Annotated in this window: 17 protein-coding genes; 7 read left to right on the plus strand and 10 right to left on the minus strand. The window is 62.3% G+C overall.

Going from position 1 to position 18147, the window contains the following annotated elements:
* Positions 1 to 1560 carry an amino acid permease gene (locus tag PCS43_RS01600; protein ID WP_030536447.1) on the minus strand — a complete coding sequence of 520 codons (1560 nt, stop codon included), beginning with the start codon at positions 1558 to 1560 and terminating at the stop codon, positions 1 to 3.
* Between the two features lie 197 nt (positions 1561 to 1757).
* Between PCS43_RS01600 and PCS43_RS01605 the strand changes: the two genes are divergently transcribed.
* A complete protein-coding gene (locus PCS43_RS01605) occupies positions 1758 to 2489 on the plus strand; it encodes a TetR/AcrR family transcriptional regulator (RefSeq protein ID WP_209908555.1) in 732 nt (243 codons plus the stop codon).
* Between the two features lie 12 nt (positions 2490 to 2501).
* Here the strand turns inward: PCS43_RS01605 and PCS43_RS01610 are convergent, their stop codons facing one another.
* Positions 2502 to 3056, minus strand: coding sequence for a LysM peptidoglycan-binding domain-containing protein (locus PCS43_RS01610; RefSeq protein WP_003944949.1), 555 nt, complete (start codon positions 3054 to 3056; stop codon positions 2502 to 2504).
* A gap of 440 nt (positions 3057 to 3496) precedes the next feature.
* Here PCS43_RS01610 and PCS43_RS01615 point away from each other — a divergent pair, with 440 nt between their 5' ends.
* Positions 3497 to 4144, plus strand: coding sequence for a hypothetical protein (locus tag PCS43_RS01615; protein WP_209908552.1), 648 nt, complete (start codon positions 3497 to 3499; stop codon positions 4142 to 4144).
* 17 nt (positions 4145 to 4161) lie between these two features.
* On the opposite strand, the gene PCS43_RS01620 is transcribed toward PCS43_RS01615, so the two are convergent.
* Genes PCS43_RS01620 through PCS43_RS01630 form a run of 3 tightly spaced genes read right to left on the minus strand, consistent with a single transcriptional unit; the run spans position 4162 to position 8243 of the window.
* Positions 4162 to 5844 (minus strand): ATP-binding cassette domain-containing protein, encoded by a 1683-nt coding sequence (locus tag PCS43_RS01620; protein ID WP_003944811.1) that lies wholly within the window; start codon positions 5842 to 5844, stop codon positions 4162 to 4164.
* Positions 5845 to 5859: 15 nt separating this feature from the next.
* Positions 5860 to 7623 (minus strand): 3-oxosteroid 1-dehydrogenase, encoded by a 1764-nt coding sequence (kstD, locus tag PCS43_RS01625; protein WP_209908549.1) that lies wholly within the window; start codon positions 7621 to 7623, stop codon positions 5860 to 5862.
* Positions 7623 to 8243: a TetR/AcrR family transcriptional regulator gene (locus PCS43_RS01630; protein WP_245361442.1), complete on the minus strand. Its 621-nt coding sequence runs from the start codon at positions 8241 to 8243 to the stop codon at positions 7623 to 7625. The genes kstD and PCS43_RS01630 overlap by 1 nt, the downstream gene beginning before the upstream one ends.
* Before the next feature lie 466 nt (positions 8244 to 8709).
* Between PCS43_RS01630 and PCS43_RS01635 the strand changes: the two genes are divergently transcribed.
* From PCS43_RS01635 to PCS43_RS01645, 3 genes are all read left to right on the plus strand, one after another.
* Positions 8710 to 9765, plus strand: a complete 1056-nt coding sequence (locus tag PCS43_RS01635; protein WP_209908545.1) for a serine/threonine protein phosphatase — start codon at positions 8710 to 8712, stop codon at positions 9763 to 9765.
* Positions 9766 to 9846: 81 nt separating this feature from the next.
* On the plus strand, positions 9847 to 10836 hold the full coding sequence (locus tag PCS43_RS01640; RefSeq protein ID WP_209908541.1) for an ABC transporter ATP-binding protein: 990 nt from the start codon (positions 9847 to 9849) through the stop codon (positions 10834 to 10836).
* Entirely contained in the window at positions 10836 to 11627 is a 792-nt protein-coding gene (locus PCS43_RS01645; RefSeq protein WP_003943323.1) for an ABC transporter permease subunit, read from the plus strand. The genes PCS43_RS01640 and PCS43_RS01645 overlap by 1 nt, the downstream gene beginning before the upstream one ends.
* 199 nt (positions 11628 to 11826) lie before the next feature.
* Here the strand turns inward: PCS43_RS01645 and otsB are convergent, their stop codons facing one another.
* Positions 11827 to 12615: a trehalose-phosphatase gene (gene otsB, locus PCS43_RS01650; RefSeq protein WP_245361441.1), complete on the minus strand. Its 789-nt coding sequence runs from the start codon at positions 12613 to 12615 to the stop codon at positions 11827 to 11829.
* A gap of 173 nt (positions 12616 to 12788) precedes the next feature.
* Between otsB and PCS43_RS01655 the strand changes: the two genes are divergently transcribed.
* Both PCS43_RS01655 and PCS43_RS01660 read left to right on the plus strand, forming a co-directional pair.
* Positions 12789 to 13118 carry a type VII secretion target gene (locus tag PCS43_RS01655; RefSeq protein ID WP_030536848.1) on the plus strand — a complete coding sequence of 110 codons (330 nt, stop codon included), beginning with the start codon at positions 12789 to 12791 and terminating at the stop codon, positions 13116 to 13118.
* The gene (locus tag PCS43_RS01660; protein WP_270922988.1) at positions 13115 to 14350 is read left to right on the plus strand and encodes a hypothetical protein; all 1236 of its coding nucleotides are present in this window, start codon (positions 13115 to 13117) and stop codon (positions 14348 to 14350) included. Before PCS43_RS01655 ends, PCS43_RS01660 begins: the two co-directional genes overlap by 4 nt.
* A gap of 12 nt (positions 14351 to 14362) precedes the next feature.
* On the opposite strand, the gene PCS43_RS01665 is transcribed toward PCS43_RS01660, so the two are convergent.
* From PCS43_RS01665 to PCS43_RS01680, 4 genes are all read right to left on the minus strand, one after another.
* Positions 14363 to 15352, minus strand: coding sequence for a malate dehydrogenase (locus PCS43_RS01665; protein ID WP_209908535.1), 990 nt, complete (start codon positions 15350 to 15352; stop codon positions 14363 to 14365).
* A 66-nt stretch (positions 15353 to 15418) separates the two neighbouring features.
* On the minus strand, positions 15419 to 16048 hold the full coding sequence (locus tag PCS43_RS01670; RefSeq protein WP_007732974.1) for a hypothetical protein: 630 nt from the start codon (positions 16046 to 16048) through the stop codon (positions 15419 to 15421).
* On the minus strand, positions 16038 to 17309 hold the full coding sequence (hisS, locus tag PCS43_RS01675; RefSeq protein ID WP_003943341.1) for a histidine--tRNA ligase: 1272 nt from the start codon (positions 17307 to 17309) through the stop codon (positions 16038 to 16040). Before hisS ends, PCS43_RS01670 begins: the two co-directional genes overlap by 11 nt.
* A gap of 15 nt (positions 17310 to 17324) precedes the next feature.
* Complete coding sequence (locus PCS43_RS01680) at positions 17325 to 18005, minus strand: MBL fold metallo-hydrolase (protein ID WP_007732970.1); 681 nt, start codon at positions 18003 to 18005, stop codon at positions 17325 to 17327.
* Between the last annotated feature and the right edge of the window lie 142 nt (positions 18006 to 18147).

Here is an 18147-nt window from a genome sequence, read left to right on the forward strand (position 1 = left end):
TCAGGCTCCGATCGTGACGGGATTCGGGGTGGCGCGGCCACGTGGGAAGCAAGCGACTCCCAGCCCCACGACCAGCGCTACCGTGATGGGCGCGGCCCACTGCAGAATGGGGTACTCCCCGGTGGGGTTGAAGATCTCGGCTCGTGGCCAGGACAGGTTGATCACCATCAGCGCGCCGTACACAACCGCGGCGATGTTGACCGGAACTCCCCAGATGCCCAGGGAGAAAAGCTTTTTGCCTTCGGCGTCGAACTTGGGGCCGACTGCCGTGCGAGGCCATCCCTTGAGACGCTGAACCAGCAGCGGCACAGTCACCATGAGGTAGGCCAAGTAGATCAAGATGATGCATACGCTGGACAGGGTTGCAAAAATTGCCGAGTTGCCTACGTTGACGGCCAGGACGGCAATGCAGACCAGACCGATGAGGACGGACGGCGCGATAGGTGTTCCGGTTCGGGGGTTGACCTTTGCCAGTATCTGCGAGGCAGGCAGGCGCCCGTCGCGGGCCATGGAGAACATCAGCCGTGAAGCAGCAGTCTGAATGGCCAAGGTGCACACGAACACTGCGATCGAGACGTCGATCAACAAGACCGTGCCCCACGGCGAACTCAGAATGGAGGTCAGTACGTACGGCAAACCTTCCGTGGCCAGGCGTCCGTCGGTCAGTGAGGGCGCTGCCATCAACGCGCCGAGAATCATCAAGCCGCCGCCGAGCGCGGAAGCGGAGAGTGCAAGGCGGATCGTACGAGGTGCGACGCGTCGGGGGTTGCGGGTCTCCTCGGCCAGTTCGCCTGCCGAACCGAAGCCGACCATGACGTAAGCAGCCATCAGTCCGGACATGATCCACGCCCAGGCGTATCCGGGCTGACCGCCGGCACTGCCGGTGTCGAAGACGACGTCCGGTCCGCGCTGAGCGTGGGTGAAGAACATCCCGATCACTGCGATGACACCGACGATTTCGCAGGTCACGCCAATGTTGTTGATACGCGACATCCAGTTGACGCCGATGCAGTTGATAAAGGTGGTCAGAACCAGAAGTACCGATCCGAGCAGCACGGCGTTGGCGGCACCACTCGATGAGGTGAGTGCGCTGTCCTCGCCGATGATCTGGAACCCGCTCCACACATTGGGGAGCACGACCTGCAAGGCGATCGCGGCGGCCGATGCAGTGACGATCTGAGCGAGAATCATGAACCAACCGGCGAACCAGCCGACGATCTCACCACCCATCCGCCGCGACCACTGGTAGATGGCACCCGAAATCGGATATCTGGCAGCAAGTTCCGCGAAGTTGAGAGCGACCATGAACTGACCGATGAAGACGACCGGCCACGTCCAGAAGAATGCCGGACCCGCGAAACCGAAACCGAGGCCGAACAATTGGAAGATCGTGGTGAGGATGGAGACGAAGGAGAAGCCCGCGGCGAAAGACGCGAACTTTCCCAGCGATCGATGCAGCTGCTGCTCGTAGCCGAACTCCGCGAGGTCACCGTCGTCGTGAGGCGAAGAGGCGAGTGCGGATGCGGTGGTGGGCTGCGCAGCCGGGGTGGTTGCACTCAACGGCGTACTCCTTCGGCGAAGCGATTCAGAGGCGAATAACTGTCGATTGATAGTTTTCGCGAAGTCCACTCGCCGCAGGTGACGCCCGCGTATACGATTCGCCTGATTCTGTAACAGGCTCGTTGAGTACGTTTCGAGCACGTGACCGAATGCTCACAGCGGCGGCCATCCCGCACGTAAGGCCGCAGCCTGCCACTATGGAAGGCGTGACCAACGCCGGCCCCGGACGACCCCGCCTGACCGCTCGCCGACGCCCGGGTGGCACTGCCCGGGCGGAGATCTTGGATGCAGCCGCTGAACTGTTCACCATCCGAGGCTTCGCCGCGACGTCCACACGCCACATCGCCGAAGCAGTCGGAATGCGTCAGGCGTCGCTGTACAACCATTTCGCCACCAAGGACGACATTCTGGTTGCACTTCTCGCCGACACCGTGACGCCGGCGCTCGACTTCGCGGAGAATCTCAGGCCACTCGACACCGCACCCGAGGTTAAGCTGTACGCACTTTCGTACATCGACGCGGCACAACTGATCACCGGACGGTGGAACCTCGGCGTCCTTTATCTCTTACCGGAACTGAGAAGTGACAGGTTCATGTCGTTCCGAGCCGATCGCGATCGGCTTCGCGAGCAATACCGGGCACTCGCCCAGGATGTGCTCGACGCGATTGACGATCCATCATCAACGCACCTGGCCGAGCTTCCGTTTCGCCTGGTAGAAAGCGTGATCAGCGCGCGAGCCGACGCGCTCGAAGGCACCCCGATTCCCGCCGCCGCCGTCATCGCCGGGTCGGCGCTGCACATTCTTGGGTGGCGCCAGGATCTTGACCCCATCCATACGGAAGCGGCAACGCTCATTGCGAACGCAGAAACGCCGAAATTGTCCGGGGCTGCATCAGCTCCGGACAATTTCGACGCATTGAGGACCTAAACGGCCACGAGACTAGACCGAGAGGGACTGTCCCGGGAAGATCAGGTTGATGTTCGGAACCTGGCTGGCGAGGTTCTCGAGCGAGATGCCGTGTGCAGCAGCGATCTTCGACAGGGTGTCGCCTGCCTTGACCACGTAGTTGCCGCTTCCGGTGCTTGCTGCCGGAGCCGACTCGACGGAAGCCTCAGCGGTGACGGGGGCGGCTGCGGCCTCGTAGTTGCCTGCGGTGGTGCCGGTGGTCAGGTACTGACCGCAGACGGGCCATGCGCCGACGCCCTGGCCTGCGAGAACGTTCTCGGCGACACGGATCTGCTCGGCCTGGCTGGCGTTGGCAGCGTTGCCCGATCCACCGAATGCGTTCCAGGTGCTCTGCGTGAACTGCAGACCACCGTAGAAGCCGTTTCCGGTGTTGGCGGCCCAGTTACCGGAGGACTCGCAGTTTGCGACTCCGGACCAGTCGTGGCCGGCTGCCGAAGCGGTGCCGGTGCTCATGGCGAGCGGGATCGCGACGACTGCGCCTGCGGTTGCAACTGCGCCGAGGGCGCGCTTGAAGGTGATGCTGGTCATTGGGTAAATCCTCTCCGCTACCGCGGACGAGGTCGGCCCGGACGCTTTCACGTCTCGTCGATCGACTCGTCTGTTTCACTCCTGCCCCGCGAAGGTTTCGGGAGTACCGGACCCGCGGGGCAGAAGCACGCAGTTGCGGGTCGGTGTTTGCCCGGTAGTTTCGGGCTGTCAACGACCGTAGGTGATGGTCACGGATTGGTCACGGGGCAGTTTTCCGGCACTGCCGTACCAGATTCAGTCGAGTTTCAAGAAATAACCACAGGTCAACTAGTTGATTCGAGGTTCAACCATACCGATCGTTATCCGTCCGTTATGTGTCAACCGTCACTGCGATTTTGTGACCCACCGCACCGAAAAAGGCCGTGTCGGACCACGAAGGAGCCCCCTTCGGATGTTAAGAGATTCCTGGCAACGGGCAAAAACCAACCGCCCCAATCGCTATGGAGAATCAACTGGTGATCATCGCAGTAGAAGGACCCAGCGCCGCCGGCAAGACCACTTGGTGCCGAGCCCAGATGACGAATGAATCGGTCGTCGAGGAATTCGTGGCCGAATATCAGCCCACCGGGTTCCAACCGGATGGAACCAACCTCGAAGTGCAGGCAAGTTACTGGACAACGGTCAATTCGAAGCGATGGTCGCAAGCGGAAGATCTCGAAGCGAGAACCGGTATCGCGCTCTGCGACAGCGACCCGCTGAAACTGCACTACAGCTGGTGTCTCGCTGCGGTGGGCGCAGCACCTCGGGAGCGATTCGAGTACGAGCTCGCGGCAGTCGAGACAGCTTTCGAGCACCTCGAACTGGGTTTCGCGGATCTGACCGTCTTCTCGATACCGTCACCGGGGCAGCTTCTACTTCAGCGCGAAGGAGACCCCAGCCGCCGACGACGGCATTTCGAGCTTCACGCGGCGCTCGCCGAGCCCCTCACCCACTGGTACTCGGCGGTGAACAGGGTAGATCCAGGTCGCGTTGTGTGGCGCTTTCCGACACAGCTCGATCTTTCGCGCTGTCCCCCGCCTCGATCGGATCGCAGCGATCCGGGCCTCCTTCGCGCGATGATCAACGAGCTGCCGCCTCTCCCCAGGTAGGGAGTGGCTGCTCGATCTCAGCGCGCTCGTTCGACCCTGGCCTCGTCCCACACCGGCGACTCGCTCTCGTACACGTTCCCATCCGATCCGAAGACGAGGAACCTGTCGAACCCGCGCGCGAACCAGCGATCGTGCGTGACCGAGATGACCGTGCCGGCAAACTGAGCAATGCCCTGCTCGAGCGCGTCAGCCGAATGAAGGTCAAGGTTGTCGGTCGGTTCGTCGAGCAACAACATCGTGGCGCCGGAGAGCTCGAGGAGCAGGATCTGCAATCGTGCCTGCTGACCGCCGGACAGGTCGTCGTACTTCTGTTCCGCAGCTTGGGACAATCCGTAACGGTCCAGCGCGCGGCTCGCCGCTTCGCGTCCCATTCCGCTGCGGTGTTCGTCGCCCATGTGCAGGATCTCGAGCAGCGTGTTTCCGGTCAGATCGGGCCTGGAGTGTGTCTGCGCAAACAATCCGGGACGTACCCGGGCACCCAGCGTCGCAGTACCCCCGTGCTCGACTGGCGCGATGTCGAGCGCCTCGACGGGCAGATGCTCGCTCCCCGGATCGGTCCCCCCACCCGCCAAGAGCCGAAGGAAATGCGACTTTCCGGATCCATTGGAGCCCAGCACGGCAACCCGATCTCCGTACCAGATCTCGGTGTCGAAAGGCTTCATCAATCCGGTCAGCTCGAGATCTTGACATACCAACGCGCGCTTGGCGGTTCGCCCGCCCGCCAGCCGAACCGTCACCTTCTGCTGAAGTGGAATCGCTTCGGGTGGCCCTGCCTCCTCGAACTTCGCCAACCTGGTTTGCGAGGCGTGATACCGCGCAGCGACGCCGTCGTTGAACTTGGCCTTTTCACGCAATCGCAGAACCAGGGCACGTAATTTCGCGTGCTCCTCGTCCCAGCGTCGGCGCAGTTCTTCGAATCGAGCGTTGCGATCCTCGCGGGCTTGGTGGTAGCTGGCCAGCCCAGCACCGTGCGTCCACGACGTTGCGCCGCTGATTCCGGGCTCGAGCGTCACGATGTGGGTGGCCGCGTTGGCGATCAGTTCGCGGTCGTGGCTGACGAACAAAACCACTTTCGACGATTCCGAGATCGTCTTTTCCAGCCATCGCTTGCCCGGAACATCGAGGTAGTTGTCCGGCTCGTCCAGTAGGAGTGCGTCGTCGGGCCCAGCGAACAGTGCTTCGAGAACCAACCGTTTCTGCTCGCCACCACTGAGGGAGTTGGCCGCGCGCCACTTCGCACGGTCATAGGGAACACCGAGAGCCGCGGTAGTGACCTTGTCCCAGAAGTCTTCGGTCTCGTAGCCGCCCACGTCGGCCCAATCGGCCAGCGCATGCGAATACTTCATTTGAGTTGATTCCTCGTCGCGCTCGATCATCGCGTTTTCTGCCGTATCGAGCGCCAGTGCTGCGTCCCGGATCCGTGCCGGCGAGACGGACAACAGAAGATCGCGCACGGTGGACTCGTCGCGAACCTGGCCGACGAATTGCCGCATCACGCCCAGTGTTCCGGATCGAGTGACAGCGCCCTCGTCGGCGACGACGTCTCCGGCGACAATGCGGAGCAACGTCGTCTTACCAGTCCCGTTGGGGCCTATCAGTGCAGTTTTTGCACCGTTGCCGACCCGAAAGCTGACACCGCTGAGCAGTTGCCGACCATCAGGGAGAAAGTAGTCGACGTCGGCGATGTTGAGGTGGGTCACGCTGTCAAGAGAACCCTACCCACGGCGATCTGCCAAACCATTATTCCTGCCTTCGGTCGCGAGCTCACTACCGTCGTGGGATCGTCCGACCGCATCGAGCGCCGCCAGATATCCGAAAACCATTGCGGGACCGATAGTTGCACCTGGACCGGCATAGGTATGACCCATCACCGGTGAGCTGGTGTTACCTGCTGCATAGAGCCCGTCGATGACCGAACCGTCGGCGCGCAACGCTCGCGCGCGAGCGTCCGTGTTGATGCCGCCTTTGGTCCCCAGGTCTCCAGGCACCATCTTCGCGGCATAGAACGGACCCTTCGTGAGTTCTCCGAGGCTGGGGTTGGGCTTGTTGGTGCAGTCGCCGTAGTAGTGGTCGTATCTGCTTGTCCCACGGCCGAAGTCGCGATCGACTCCGTCGCGCGCGTGACTGTTGAATCGTGTGATGGTCGCGGACAGCGCATCGCCCGGCACTCCGATCTCGGCAGCGAGTTCGGCAATCGATCCAGCTCGCACGATCGCACCCGATTCGATCCACGACCGAGGTATCGGCCTGCGCGCCGGAACCCCCGCGAACAGGTAACGGTCACGGTACGTCTGATCGAAGATCAGCCAAGCCGGGATGTTCTCAGCGGGTCCTTCACCTCGGCCGTACTTTCCGCCGAACATGGCGTGTGCCGCTTCGACATAGGGAAGTGACTCGTTCATGAAGCGCTGACCGCTGGCGTTGACCATGAGGCTGCGAGGCAACGAGCGTTCCGCCAAGGCGAACCACGGGCCTTTGGGCAGTGGAATCGACGGGGCCCACCACGCGTCGTCCATGTACGAAATTGCGGCGTCGACGCGTAGAGCTGCACGGATGCCATCCCCGGTATTGGTCGGTGCCCCGAGAGTCCACTGCGCGCTACTCGGCCGTCGCTGGTACTCGCCTCGCATGTCGTCGTTGTTGTCGAACCCGCCACACGCGAGGATGACACCGCATCGAGCGTGCATGGTGGTCTGCACTCCCCCGGACTCGAGTCGCACACCCACGACACGATCACTGTCGGTCACCAAATCCACAAGCCTCGTCCCGAGCTCCACCGTCACTCCGGCGTCCCGAACTCCGAGCATCAGTTCGGCCATGAGCGCCGGCCCGAGCCCGATCAGCTTCTTCCTCCGAGCTCTTGCGGCCAGGGATCTCATTCCTACCCGAAGCATCCGCACCGGACCCCGCCAATGCCGGATCCCCGTGCTCAGCCAACGGTAATCAGATTGTTGGACAACCATGTTGAGCGGAACCTTCATGTACGGCGGATGAAGTGTCGCAAGATCGTCGCCCAGAGCTCGCGCGTCGAACGGGCGCGGCTCGCACGAGCGGCCGCTTGCACGTCCGCCAGGTGCCTCGGGAAAGTAGTCGGAGTAACCCTTCACCCATTCGAGCTCCAACGCAGAGTGACGAATCAGGAAATCGAGGGCTTCCGGACCCCGATCGAGATACGTGTCGATTCGGTCGGCGTCTGCATCCTCTCCGACAATGCTCTTCAGATATGTTCGCGCAGAGTCGATATCATCTTTCGGTGCCTCGCGGCGAAGTATCGAGTTTCCCGGAATCCACACGCCGCCCCCGGACCGGGACGACGAACCGCCCCAGTATTCGGACTTCTCCACGAGTATCGTCGAGAGTCCGTTGCGGGCTGCGGTGATGGCTGCAGACATGCCGGCAGCCCCCGATCCGACAACAACGACATCCACTACGGGCACATCTACTACGGGCGGCACGGCGCCCTGAGAGTTCTCGTCCATCACTGGTCACGACCTTTCGTGTCATCTTCGTCCTGCGTGTGCCACCGGGATCCCCGAACTGCGTCGAGCGCCCCCTCGACGCACACGGGAAGTGATGCCCCGCGCTTGTGAGGGTTACGTATCCATTGCCGATAACCGAACTCCGCCGCTGCCAACATCAAATGAACGAGAAGTCCTGGACGGCTGTCATTTTCCGGATCGAGGTACATCCGTTGTGCCACCAACTCGACCAACCGATCACGATGCTCGGGCGCGATCAGAGCGACACGATCCATCAGGTGCGGCGCGGTACGGAACGCCGATCGCCACTGATCGATCTCCGCGGACTCGAAAGCATTGGAGCGTTCCAGGATTGCCCGCGAGATCGCAAGATCAGCCGACTCGGATGCCGGGCGATCCTCGAGCAGCGTCACGATTCCGGCGCCGCCCTGCCTGACCGGATCCAACAGCAGATCCTCCTTGTTACGAACGTGCCGGAAGTACGTACTCGCCGATACCCCCGCTGCCGCCGCAATCTGCTCGGTGGTCACATCCTCGAAACCGTCACGCGCGAACAGATCGAATGCCGCACGTTGAATGTCTGCTCGCACCTGCAACCGCTGTCTCTCCCGTAGTGACATCAGCAACGTCCTCCCGCCTCGGCCGAGATCCGGCCATTCTCGATAATGCGAGTCTCACCTATTGTGACAGTCACTGTCAATATCCAATTCTCTGTCAGATATCAGCAGACCCGGGCACATCGTTGACAGGGCATTCGATGCCACGACAAGCTTCGAAGATGAAGCGATGGGGACCGAATCGAGACGTTTCTCCAACAATTTGTCGATGCGGGGCTTCAAGGCGCGGTCACCGAAGCGTATTTCGGTGGTCCACTCTGGCGCATGACCCTGCTCGCCCGTTTCGACGACCGAGCCCTTGGCCCCGACGGCGCCGTCATCTATCGAAATCGAACAGTGCTTCTCGTTCGGACCAAGTGGGAAAGATCATCGAGCAAGAGGACTACTACGAGGACACCGCCAGAATCGGTGACTTCGACAGGCGGCTCCGCGAAATCGAAGCCGGACGAGCCTGTGGCACAGTCGTGGGATGACAGACGTCAGGCTTGACCGTCACCGAAAGCTGTCGGCGTTCCTGTCTTCCCAGAACGATGTCGAACTGGCCCGACTGGTCGACACCGTTCAAATCTCGAGTGTCGGCGTAGGTGGCGCCGCAGGAGTGATCAGGGTCTATGACAACAGGCTCAACGGCGTTCCGGTATTCACCAAACGCATCCCACTGAGCGTGCGGGAAATCGCCGAGGTGGGCTCTACTTCCAACCATTTCGATCTGCCGACGTTCTGCCAGTACGGCATTGGTGGCCCAAGCTTCAATGCCTGGCGAGAACTGGCCGCGAACATCGTGGTCACCGATGCCGTTCTGGCCGGCGAAACACAGTCGTTCCCAATGCTTTACCACTGGCGGATACTTCCCGGACGTTCGCCCGTTGCGGCCGAACACGCCGACATCGATTCCGTTCACACCGCCGGCGCCAGCCGTGAAGTGCGGACCCGTCTCCAAGCGCTTGCCGCTGCGCCGTGCAGCCTCGTACTGTTCTGCGAGTACATCGAACACCCGATCTCGAATTGGCTGGAAGACAACCCGTCCGCCAAAGCTGCCGAAGTCGAGCGACAGTTTTCGGAGATCGTGGCATTCTTGCGCGATCGACAGTTGCTGCACATGGACGGACATTTCGGCAACATGCGCACCGACATGGAGCGGATCTATCTCACCGACTTCGGACTGGCCACATCCCCACACTTCGACCTGTCGACTGCCGAGCACGACTTCGTCCGGCGCCACGCCACTCATGACGCCGACTACGCCGCCATGCTTCTGGTCAACTGGCTGGTGACCGAGGTCTGCGGGGTACCGAGGCCGACGAGCGGCGGACCAGTCGCCCGCAACCAGTACGTACGACGATGCGCCACAGGTCATATTCCAGGTGATGTGACACCAGAGGTGGCCGCGATCGTGACACGGCACGCGCCCGTCGCTGCGAGGATGAACGACTTCTACTGGCGATTGTTCGACGGCGACTTCGATGCGCCCTACCCGCATGCCGCGCCAGTTCCGACTTCCGGTCGAGCACAGGGTTTTCCCTGAACTGCCGTATTCACATCTCAGGGTTCATGTCATCCTCGGGACCGATGTGCTGGTCAGTGCCGGTAGGGCACAGTTCTCCTCATGATTGAACTGAGGGGATTGACCAAGGTTTACGGACCGACGAAAGCGGTGGACGATTTGTCGTTCACGGTCAAGCCGGGCATCGTGACGGGCTTCCTGGGCCCGAACGGTGCCGGTAAGTCGACGACGATGCGGATGATCCTGGGTTTGGATCAGCCGACGTCGGGTGCGGCGTTGATCGAGGGCAAGCCGTACCGGGAGCTCAAGACGCCGTTGCGGACGGTGGGTGCGTTGCTGGATGCGAAGTGGGTGCACCCCAATCGCAGTGCGCGGGCGCATCTGCAATGGATGGCTGCTTCGAACGGGATCCCGAAGTCCCGCGTCGACGAGGTGCTCGGGTTGGTCGGATTGTCCGAGGTGGCGGGCAAGAAGGCCGGCGGGTTCTCGCTGGGAATGTCGCAGCGTCTCGGATTGGCGGGTGCGTTGTTGGGGGATCCGAAGGTGTTGTTGTTCGACGAGCCGGTCAACGGTCTCGATCCGGAGGGCATCGTCTGGATTCGTAAGTTCATGCAGCGGTTGGCGGCCGAGGGCCGCACGGTGCTCGTGTCGAGTCACCTCCTGTCGGAGATGGCGCTCACGGCGGAGCAGTTGGTGGTGATCGGTCGGGGTCGGTTGATTTCGGATTCGACGGTCGCGGAGTTCGTGGATCGTTCGTCGGAGTCGACGGTGCGCGTGCGCAGCCCACAATTGGACGCTCTCCATGCCGCATTGACTGCCCAGGGACTGACTGTCCGCGAGGAACATTCAGGATCGGAGCCGGTGTTGGTGGTCGTGGATTCGACCACCGATGTGATCGGTGGGTTGGCTGGTTCGCAGGGGATCGTGTTGTACGAGTTGGCTTCTCAGCAGGGGTCGCTCGAGGATGCGTTCATGAAGTTGACCGGGGACGATGTCCAGTACCACGCATCCGGTATCGATCCGGGTGTCGGTGCACACCACGCAAATACACAGCAGGCAAACACGCAGCAGGCTATGGGAGGTGCACTGTAATGGCTGTTCTCAGTGCTGAACGTATCAAGATCACCACGACCAAGTCGCCGCTGTGGTGCACGATCACAATCATCGTACTAGGGTTGGGCGTCGCCTGGATGATCGGGCGTTCGTCGAGTTCGAGCATTCAGGCGTACAACGACGAAGCCGCATCAGGAACTCCTGATTTCGAGAAATTCCTCCCCACGTTCAACGACGCGGGGCTAGGAGTATCCGGATTCGGCGTCATGGTCCTGATGATCATGGCAGCGCTCGCGATCACCAGCGAGTACCGCTTCGGCATCATCCGTACCACCTTCCAGGCCATCCCGAGTCGGGCTTCGGTTCTGATCGCCAAAGCCGGCCTGATCGGGGCTTTCGGCGCGGTGCTGTCCTTCGTTCTCATGCTCGGCGCGGTATTCATCACCAAAGCTGCGGCAGGCTCTGAAGGCTCCACCAATCTGGCACTGGACAACGCCGACGCCTGGCGCGCCGTTTACGGCGTACCGATCTTCGCGTTCCTCTGCGTTGCCCTTGCCATCGCCGTCGGAGCACTCCTTCGTCAGTCCGCCGGCGCCATTGCACTACTGCTGCTGTGGCCACTGCTCATCGAGAGCCTGTTCGGCATGTTCGGATCCTTCGGCAGAAACGTCACACCGTTCCTCCCGTTCGCCAACGCCGACCACTTCCTCTCTTCGGGTTCGAGCACCAATTTCCATTGGGGCCCTTGGGGAAGCTTGTTCTACTTCGCAGCGTTTGTGCTGGTGATATTCGGAATCAGCATCGCCGTCGTCAACAAGCGCGACGCCTGACCGAGTCGCAAACCGACCAAGACCAAAACTGGCCGCACCGGAGCCCTTCCGGTGCGGCCAGTTTCGCGTTGACAGAACCATCAGCGCTTGTCGATCACGCCAAGGAACAGGGCACGCGCGGGTTCGCGTCACTCTGCCCCGCGGACGCGGCACCTCGAAATAAGACCTGGTCGAGTTCCTGGCAGACTGACCTTACGCGTCAGCGTTCCAGTTGCGCGGCAAGCTCTTTCATCCAATCGAGGAATGCCTGCGGGCCGTCGAACTGGACGCCGTCGACAGCAGCCACTTCCGGTGCGATGTCGTCGCCCTTGACCACCAACGCTTCTCCACCCGAGGCAAGGACAGCGGCAAAGGCCGGTAGGTCACCCCGGTCGTCGCCCGCGTACGCGACGACGTCGACCCCTGCGGCCGCGATCGCGCGAAGGAGGCCTGTCCCCTTGTCCTCCTCAACGGGTGGGCGCAATTCCTCGACCAACTTGCCGGGCTCACGCCGCAACCCGGTCCGGCTCGCGATTTCTGTCGTCGCTGCTTCCACCAGGCGCTGCGCGACCGCACGATCCGCGGCCCGACGCCAATGCACGGCCACCGCAAGGCCTTTGCTCTCGACATGGATGCCAGAAACTGCCGGAGAGTCGAACAAGCGTCGCAATTCGGCTTCTGCTTCGGCGACAGCATCACTGAACGCCGCGACGGCCGGAAGCACCTCGATTCCGTTGTCCGTCCAGGTCTCGACACCGTAGGAACCCATGAGTACAACCGAATCCAGACTCAGCCGTTCTCGCAGAAACGACACCGGCCGCCCCGAAAGCAGGCCGACTACACCGAGGTGTTTCGTCAGAGTCGCGAGCACGTCTTCGGCGCCGGGCAGGAGTGCACTCGCCGACGGATCGTCGACGATGGGTGCAAGCACGCCGTCGAAATCCATCACCAGTCCACAGCGAGCTGGATCGGACGTGAGTCGGAGGATGACGTCCGAAGCGGTTCGCATGGTTCGAGTGTGCCAAATCGATCGCACTCGCAATACCAACACCGGAGCCGAATGTAATCTCTGCCACTTCGTCCAGGTTGTCCGGAACCGCTGAGTAGGTCGCGTCGTCTCCCTGTAAGGGCCCACAGTGGTCCGCTAAAGTTCTCACGACGCTTACCAACTGGGGGGTAATGATGAGCGAATTGACTGTCGCCACTGACGGCATCCGAAAGTACGGCTCGACGTCGACCGAAGCGGCAGGACGCATCGCGCAGGCCGCCGCCGTCGATCTGGGTGCAAACATCGCAGCAGTCGCACCGGCCGTGGGCCCCGTCGGGATCGAATTTCTCGAAGCATTCGCGCGCGCTCAGGCCACACACACCAAAGATGTTGCAGCACTCGCCACGTTCTACGCCGGCAACGCCGCGACGGCCGGTGCAGCCGCGCAGGCCTACGACACCACAGATCATGCAATCGCAACAGATCTGACCGCTGTGGCCGGATCGACGGGCGCGACCGCGTGAGCACCGAAGACGACTCGACGACCGTCATCGAATTCCCTCACGGTGGCGCTCCTGCCCCGGCACTGCCGAACAATGTGGTCGAATCGATGCTCGCCGGCATACCGGTACCGGCACTCCCCGGAATCGAAGATCTGTTCGCGCCCTTGATCGAACTCGGGAAGAGTCTCGGCACAGGCACTTTTGCGGGCATCGATCCCGTCGGCATCTTCGATCAGGCGTCCACTCTCATCGACCACGCCATGGGACTGTCCCGAAGCGCGGTCGCCGAGGTAAGCCAGACCTGGAACAGCACCGGCAGTGACGCCGCGACCGAACTGTCGCGATCCGCCCAGAACAGCGGCGCAGAATTGAGCGAACGCGGAACCGCGATATCGAAAACTGCTGCTGCCGCCGCGGAATCGGTGCAGCGAGGCAACGCGAATCTCGCGGCAATCGCGCAGTCCTTCGCCACCACGGTTGCAGCTGCCGCGCCCATCGCGTGGACACCACCAGGACAGGCGATGTTGCTTGCCTCGGCAGCTGAACACATGCAGGCAGCCGTCGCGGCGGTGACTCGGACGCGTGGGGAGATGCTCGGGCACACCGCAGCCATGAACGCCCTTGCCGGACCGATCCCCGTGCCGACCCCACCGACCAGTGAGGCACTCTCCAACCTGGTCACTGCGGAGGCAATCAACAACGCCGCCCGTCAGATCGCCCAACCTCTTTCTGCCTCAACCGATGCCGGTGATGCGCCGTACTCCACCCACCCGGACTCCACTCAGCCAGGCACAGAGGCTGTTCGAACTTCGGCTGCACGGGCCGGCGCCGGGCTTCCGACCGGCGTCGACAAGCTGTGGGGCGCAGGCAATCCGTCGACGTCACTCGCAGCCGGCGCGTCGCCGTCACCCAGTGCGACGGCAAGTTCAGGCGGAGCATGGGTGAGCGGAAGCGGTGGCACTACCGGCGGAATGGTGAGGGGCGCAGCGGGAGTTGCTGCAGTTCAACCGGTTCCGGTAACAACGCCCGGCCTGGGTGCACCATCGTCGGCAGTCGGCAGTAGCGGCATGTCGCCGGGCGGCATGCTGGGCGGTGGACCCCGCGGATCTCGGGACGACGAGTCGCCACGCACTACCCCGAGGTATCTCGTCACTGCCGGCGACGAGAATTCGATGGTCGACGATCTGCCGATGGTGTCGCCGCCCGTGCTCGGGGCTGACGATCCCGATCAGTACCTGTTCCGAGATCTCTGATCAAGACAAACCTCAGACGAAGCCCAACTCCCGCACCGCCGCACGCTCCTGCTCCAGTTCGCTGACGGGCAGGTCGATCCGTTCGCGTGAGAAGTCGTCGATCGCGAGGTCGGGAACGATAGCGAACTCGCCATCGGCACAGGTCACCGGGAAGGACGAGATCAATCCTTCGGGCACTCCGTAGGAACCGTCCGAACAGACGGCCATGGATACCCAGTCGTCCTCGGCGGTACCGATCACCCAGTCGCGGACGTGGTCGATCGACGCGCTGGCCGCACTCGCCGCAGAGGACGATCCCCGCGCAGCGATGATGGCGGTGCCTCGCACCTGCACAGTCGGGATGAAATCGTTCTCCACCCAGTCGCGGTCGTCGATCACCGCGAGTGCAGGCTCACCTGCGACAGTCGCGTGGGACAGGTCCGGGTACTGCGTCGCCGAATGGTTTCCCCAGACGGACACCTTGCGCACCGACGACGCACGAACCCCGGTCTTCTTCACCACCTGCGCGATCGCTCGGTTGTGGTCGAGACGTGTCAGCGCACTGAACCGAGTATCGGGCACGTCCGGTGCATTGTTCATCGCGATGAGCGCGTTGGTGTTGGCCGGGTTTCCCACGACCAGCACCTTGACGTCCGAGGCTGCGTTGTTGTTGATCGCCTTCCCGTGGGCTGTGAAAATCGCGCCGTTCGCGCTCAGCAAATCGGCACGCTCCATCCCCTTGCTCCGCGGACGTGCGCCGACCAGCATCCCGACGTTCGCGCCGGAGAAGGCGACATCGGGATCGTCAGTGATGTCGATGGAGCTCAGCAACGGAAATGCGCCGTCTTCGAGTTCCATCGCAACGCCTTCGGCAGCGGACACGGCGGCAGGAATCTCGAGCAGTCGAAGTTTGATCGGGACGTCAGCGCCGAGCATCTCCCCCGCAGCTATGCGGAAAAGCATTCCGTATGCGATCTGACCCGACGCTCCGGTTACCGTGACGGTTACGGGCGCAATACTCATTGCCGACTCCTCACCTGCCGTTTTCACGACTGTCCGTTCTACAACGCTGTAAGAACGGTTTCCACGCTAGTCGAGTAAACCGGCCACTTCGTGGTCTGTCAGTGTGGTTCTCGGCACTCGTCCCTCCGCCGTCACGAGTTCGACGGCGCGGTAGAGCGGACGCTCGGCGAGTCCGGCGCCGCGGGCTTCGGCACGCAACTGTTCGATCAGCACCGAGGACAACGCGGCAGCCGGTACCAACTCGCTGGCCGCCAGCGCGTCGGCGAGCTTGCGGAGTGCAAGGATCTCCAACTCGCGCCCACCCCCCGCGGTATACAACGCGAGCGGGATCCGCACGGTGGACCGTCCGTCGCCGAGCGTCAAGCTGACTTCGCTGATCCGGCCGGATCGCACCGTCAATGCCGCCGTGAGTACCTCGGCCACGTCGACGACGTTGGTTCGAAAACCAGCTTGCGCACGAACTCTGTTGCCGTACAACGTGATGTGCCGGCGCAGCGTCATCAGGATCGCAAGTGACGTCGGCACCGCGATGACGGCACCGACGATCACTCCAACGGTCGCCGTCGAGAACACACTGACGATCAACCCGACGACCACACCGAACACCACGACAACAACGGCGAATTTCTTCAGCCGCGGCGCGATCAACGCCACGGGAACCAGATCGAGCGAAACCGGTTCGGCCTCAGTGCTCAACGAGTTCCCCGAGCTTGTCGACAACCTGGTCGAGCGCCACTGCCTCCTGCTCACCTGTTGCCAACTGTTTGACAACGACAACGCCCTCTTCGAGTTCACGCTCGCCGAGAACCAAAGCGATTGCGGCACCCGAACGATCAGCTGCCTTCATCGAGCCCTTCACACCGCGGTTTCCGTACGCCAGATCGACGCGAATCCCATTGGCACGCAACTGATGTGCGATCTTCACCAGTGCAGCCTTCGCCTCGGCACCCATCGGTACACAGAAGACGTCGACACGCGCCGGTGGCGCAACGGACTTACCCTCGGCCTCGAGCGCGAGAACCGTGCGGTCGACGCCGATTCCGAACCCGATGCCCGAGAGCGGCTGTCCACCCAGCTGTTCCATCAGACCGTCGTAACGACCACCACCACCGATTCCGGACTGCGCGCCCAGTCCGTCGTGCACGAATTCGAAGGTCGTCTTGGTGTAGTAGTCGAGGCCGCGGACCATGCGCGGGTTGACGACGTACGGAACGCCCAATGCGTCCAGGTGCGCTAGCACCTCGTCGAAGTGCGCCTTGCAGCTCTCGGACAGGTGATCGAGCATGAGCGGTGCGCCCGCAGTCATCTCACGAACATCCGGGCGCTTGTCGTCGAGCACGCGGAGCGGGTTGATCTCGGCCCGTCGACGCGTGTCCTCGTCGAGTGGGAGTGCAAAGAGAAACTCCTGCAGCAGTTCGCGATACTGCGGCCGGCAGGTGTCGTCACCGAGAGAGGTGATTTCGAGGCGGAAGCCGTCGAGCCCCAACGACCGGAATCCGGCGTCGGCGATCGCGATGACCTCAGCGTCGAGCGCGGGGTCGTCGATCCCGATGGCTTCGACGCCGACCTGCTGCAACTGGCGGTAGCGACCGGCCTGCGGGCGCTCGTAGCGGAAGAACGGGCCCGCGTAGCTGACCTTGACCGGCAACTGTCCACGATCGAGGCTGTGCTCGATGACCGCACGCATGACTCCGGCGGTTCCCTCGGGACGCAACGTCACCGAACGGTCACCGCGGTCGGCGAATGTGTACATCTCTTTGCTGACGACGTCGGTCGACTCACCGACACCGCGAGCGAACAGGCCGGTGTCCTCGAAGATCGGCAATTCGATGTGGCCGTATCCGGCCAACCTCGCGGCGCGCGTCAAACCGTCACGAACGGCGACGAATTCGGCTGACTGCGGCGGAACGTAGTCCGGAATGCCCTTGGGTGCAGAGAAGGTGCTGGCTTTACTCACGAGAGGTACTTTTCCTTATTCTTGTGCGCTGAGTCCAACGAGAAACGGATTCGAGCTTCGCTCGGCGCCGATCGAACTGTTGCCGCCGTGCCCGGGCAGGACCACTGTCTCGTCACCGAGTACCAATAGCTTGCGGGCGATCGAAGCGAGCAACTGCTCGTGATTTCCGCCGGGCAGGTCGCTGCGCCCGATGGAACCCTGGAACAGGGTGTCACCGGTGAACGCCAAATCCACGGGCCCGCTCTCGGTGTTCGCCTGGGTGCGGAACACCACCGATCCCTGCGTGTGCCCGGGTGTGTGGTCCACGACGAACGTCATTCCGGCCTCGGTGATCTTGTCTCCGTCGGCCAGTTCGATCACCTCGTCCGGCTCCACGAACGTCATGCCTTGAATGAATTCCTTCATCGTCGGGCCGATCCCCCGTGCCGGATCGCTGAGCATGTAGCGATCCTCGGGATGGATGTACGCGGGTACGGAATACCGCTCACAGACCTCGCGGGCCGACCACACGTGATCGAGATGACCGTGCGTCAGGAGGACCGCCGTGACCGACATGTCCTTGGAGTCCAGATATTCGAAGAGCGGCTCAGCTGCATCCTGACCCGGATCTACGACTACGCACTCGCACGCGTCGTCCTGAGCGAGTATGTAGCAGTTGGTTTGGAACATCCCGGCCGGAAAACCAGTGACGAGCACGGGGGCAACTCCTCTTCGAAGGGTGGAAACGAACAACACGCTGTCGGTTACAGCCTAAGCTGCTGCCCCGCCAGTAAGTTCTCAGGTTGCAATGGGAGACTCTGACGACGAGTAGAGCCGCTTGCCGAAGCCGACCCCCAGG

The sequence above is a fragment of the Rhodococcus sp. C-2 genome (assembly GCF_027854095.1).
GTDB classification, from domain to species: domain Bacteria; phylum Actinomycetota; class Actinomycetes; order Mycobacteriales; family Mycobacteriaceae; genus Rhodococcus_F; species Rhodococcus_F qingshengii.

Bases quoted from the DNA above. Each gene is read 5' to 3' on its own strand.
- PCS43_RS01605 (WP_209908555.1), top strand. From the start codon at position 1,758: ATGGAAGGCGTGACCAACGCCGGCCCCGGACGACCCCGCCTGACCGCT.
- otsB (WP_245361441.1), bottom strand. From the start codon at position 12,615: ATGCGAACCGCTTCGGACGTCATCCTCCGACTCACGTCCGATCCAGCT.
- kstD (WP_209908549.1), bottom strand. From the start codon at position 7,623: ATGGACGAGAACTCTCAGGGCGCCGTGCCGCCCGTAGTAGATGTGCCC.
- PCS43_RS01640 (WP_209908541.1), top strand. From the start codon at position 9,847: ATGATTGAACTGAGGGGATTGACCAAGGTTTACGGACCGACGAAAGCG.
- PCS43_RS01635 (WP_209908545.1), top strand. From the start codon at position 8,710: ATGACAGACGTCAGGCTTGACCGTCACCGAAAGCTGTCGGCGTTCCTG.
- PCS43_RS01615 (WP_209908552.1), top strand. From the start codon at position 3,497: ATGGAGAATCAACTGGTGATCATCGCAGTAGAAGGACCCAGCGCCGCC.
- PCS43_RS01655 (WP_030536848.1), top strand. From the start codon at position 12,789: ATGAGCGAATTGACTGTCGCCACTGACGGCATCCGAAAGTACGGCTCG.
- PCS43_RS01610 (WP_003944949.1), bottom strand. From the start codon at position 3,056: ATGACCAGCATCACCTTCAAGCGCGCCCTCGGCGCAGTTGCAACCGCA.
- PCS43_RS01645 (WP_003943323.1), top strand. From the start codon at position 10,836: ATGGCTGTTCTCAGTGCTGAACGTATCAAGATCACCACGACCAAGTCG.
- PCS43_RS01665 (WP_209908535.1), bottom strand. From the start codon at position 15,352: ATGAGTATTGCGCCCGTAACCGTCACGGTAACCGGAGCGTCGGGTCAG.
- PCS43_RS01630 (WP_245361442.1), bottom strand. From the start codon at position 8,243: ATGTCACTACGGGAGAGACAGCGGTTGCAGGTGCGAGCAGACATTCAA.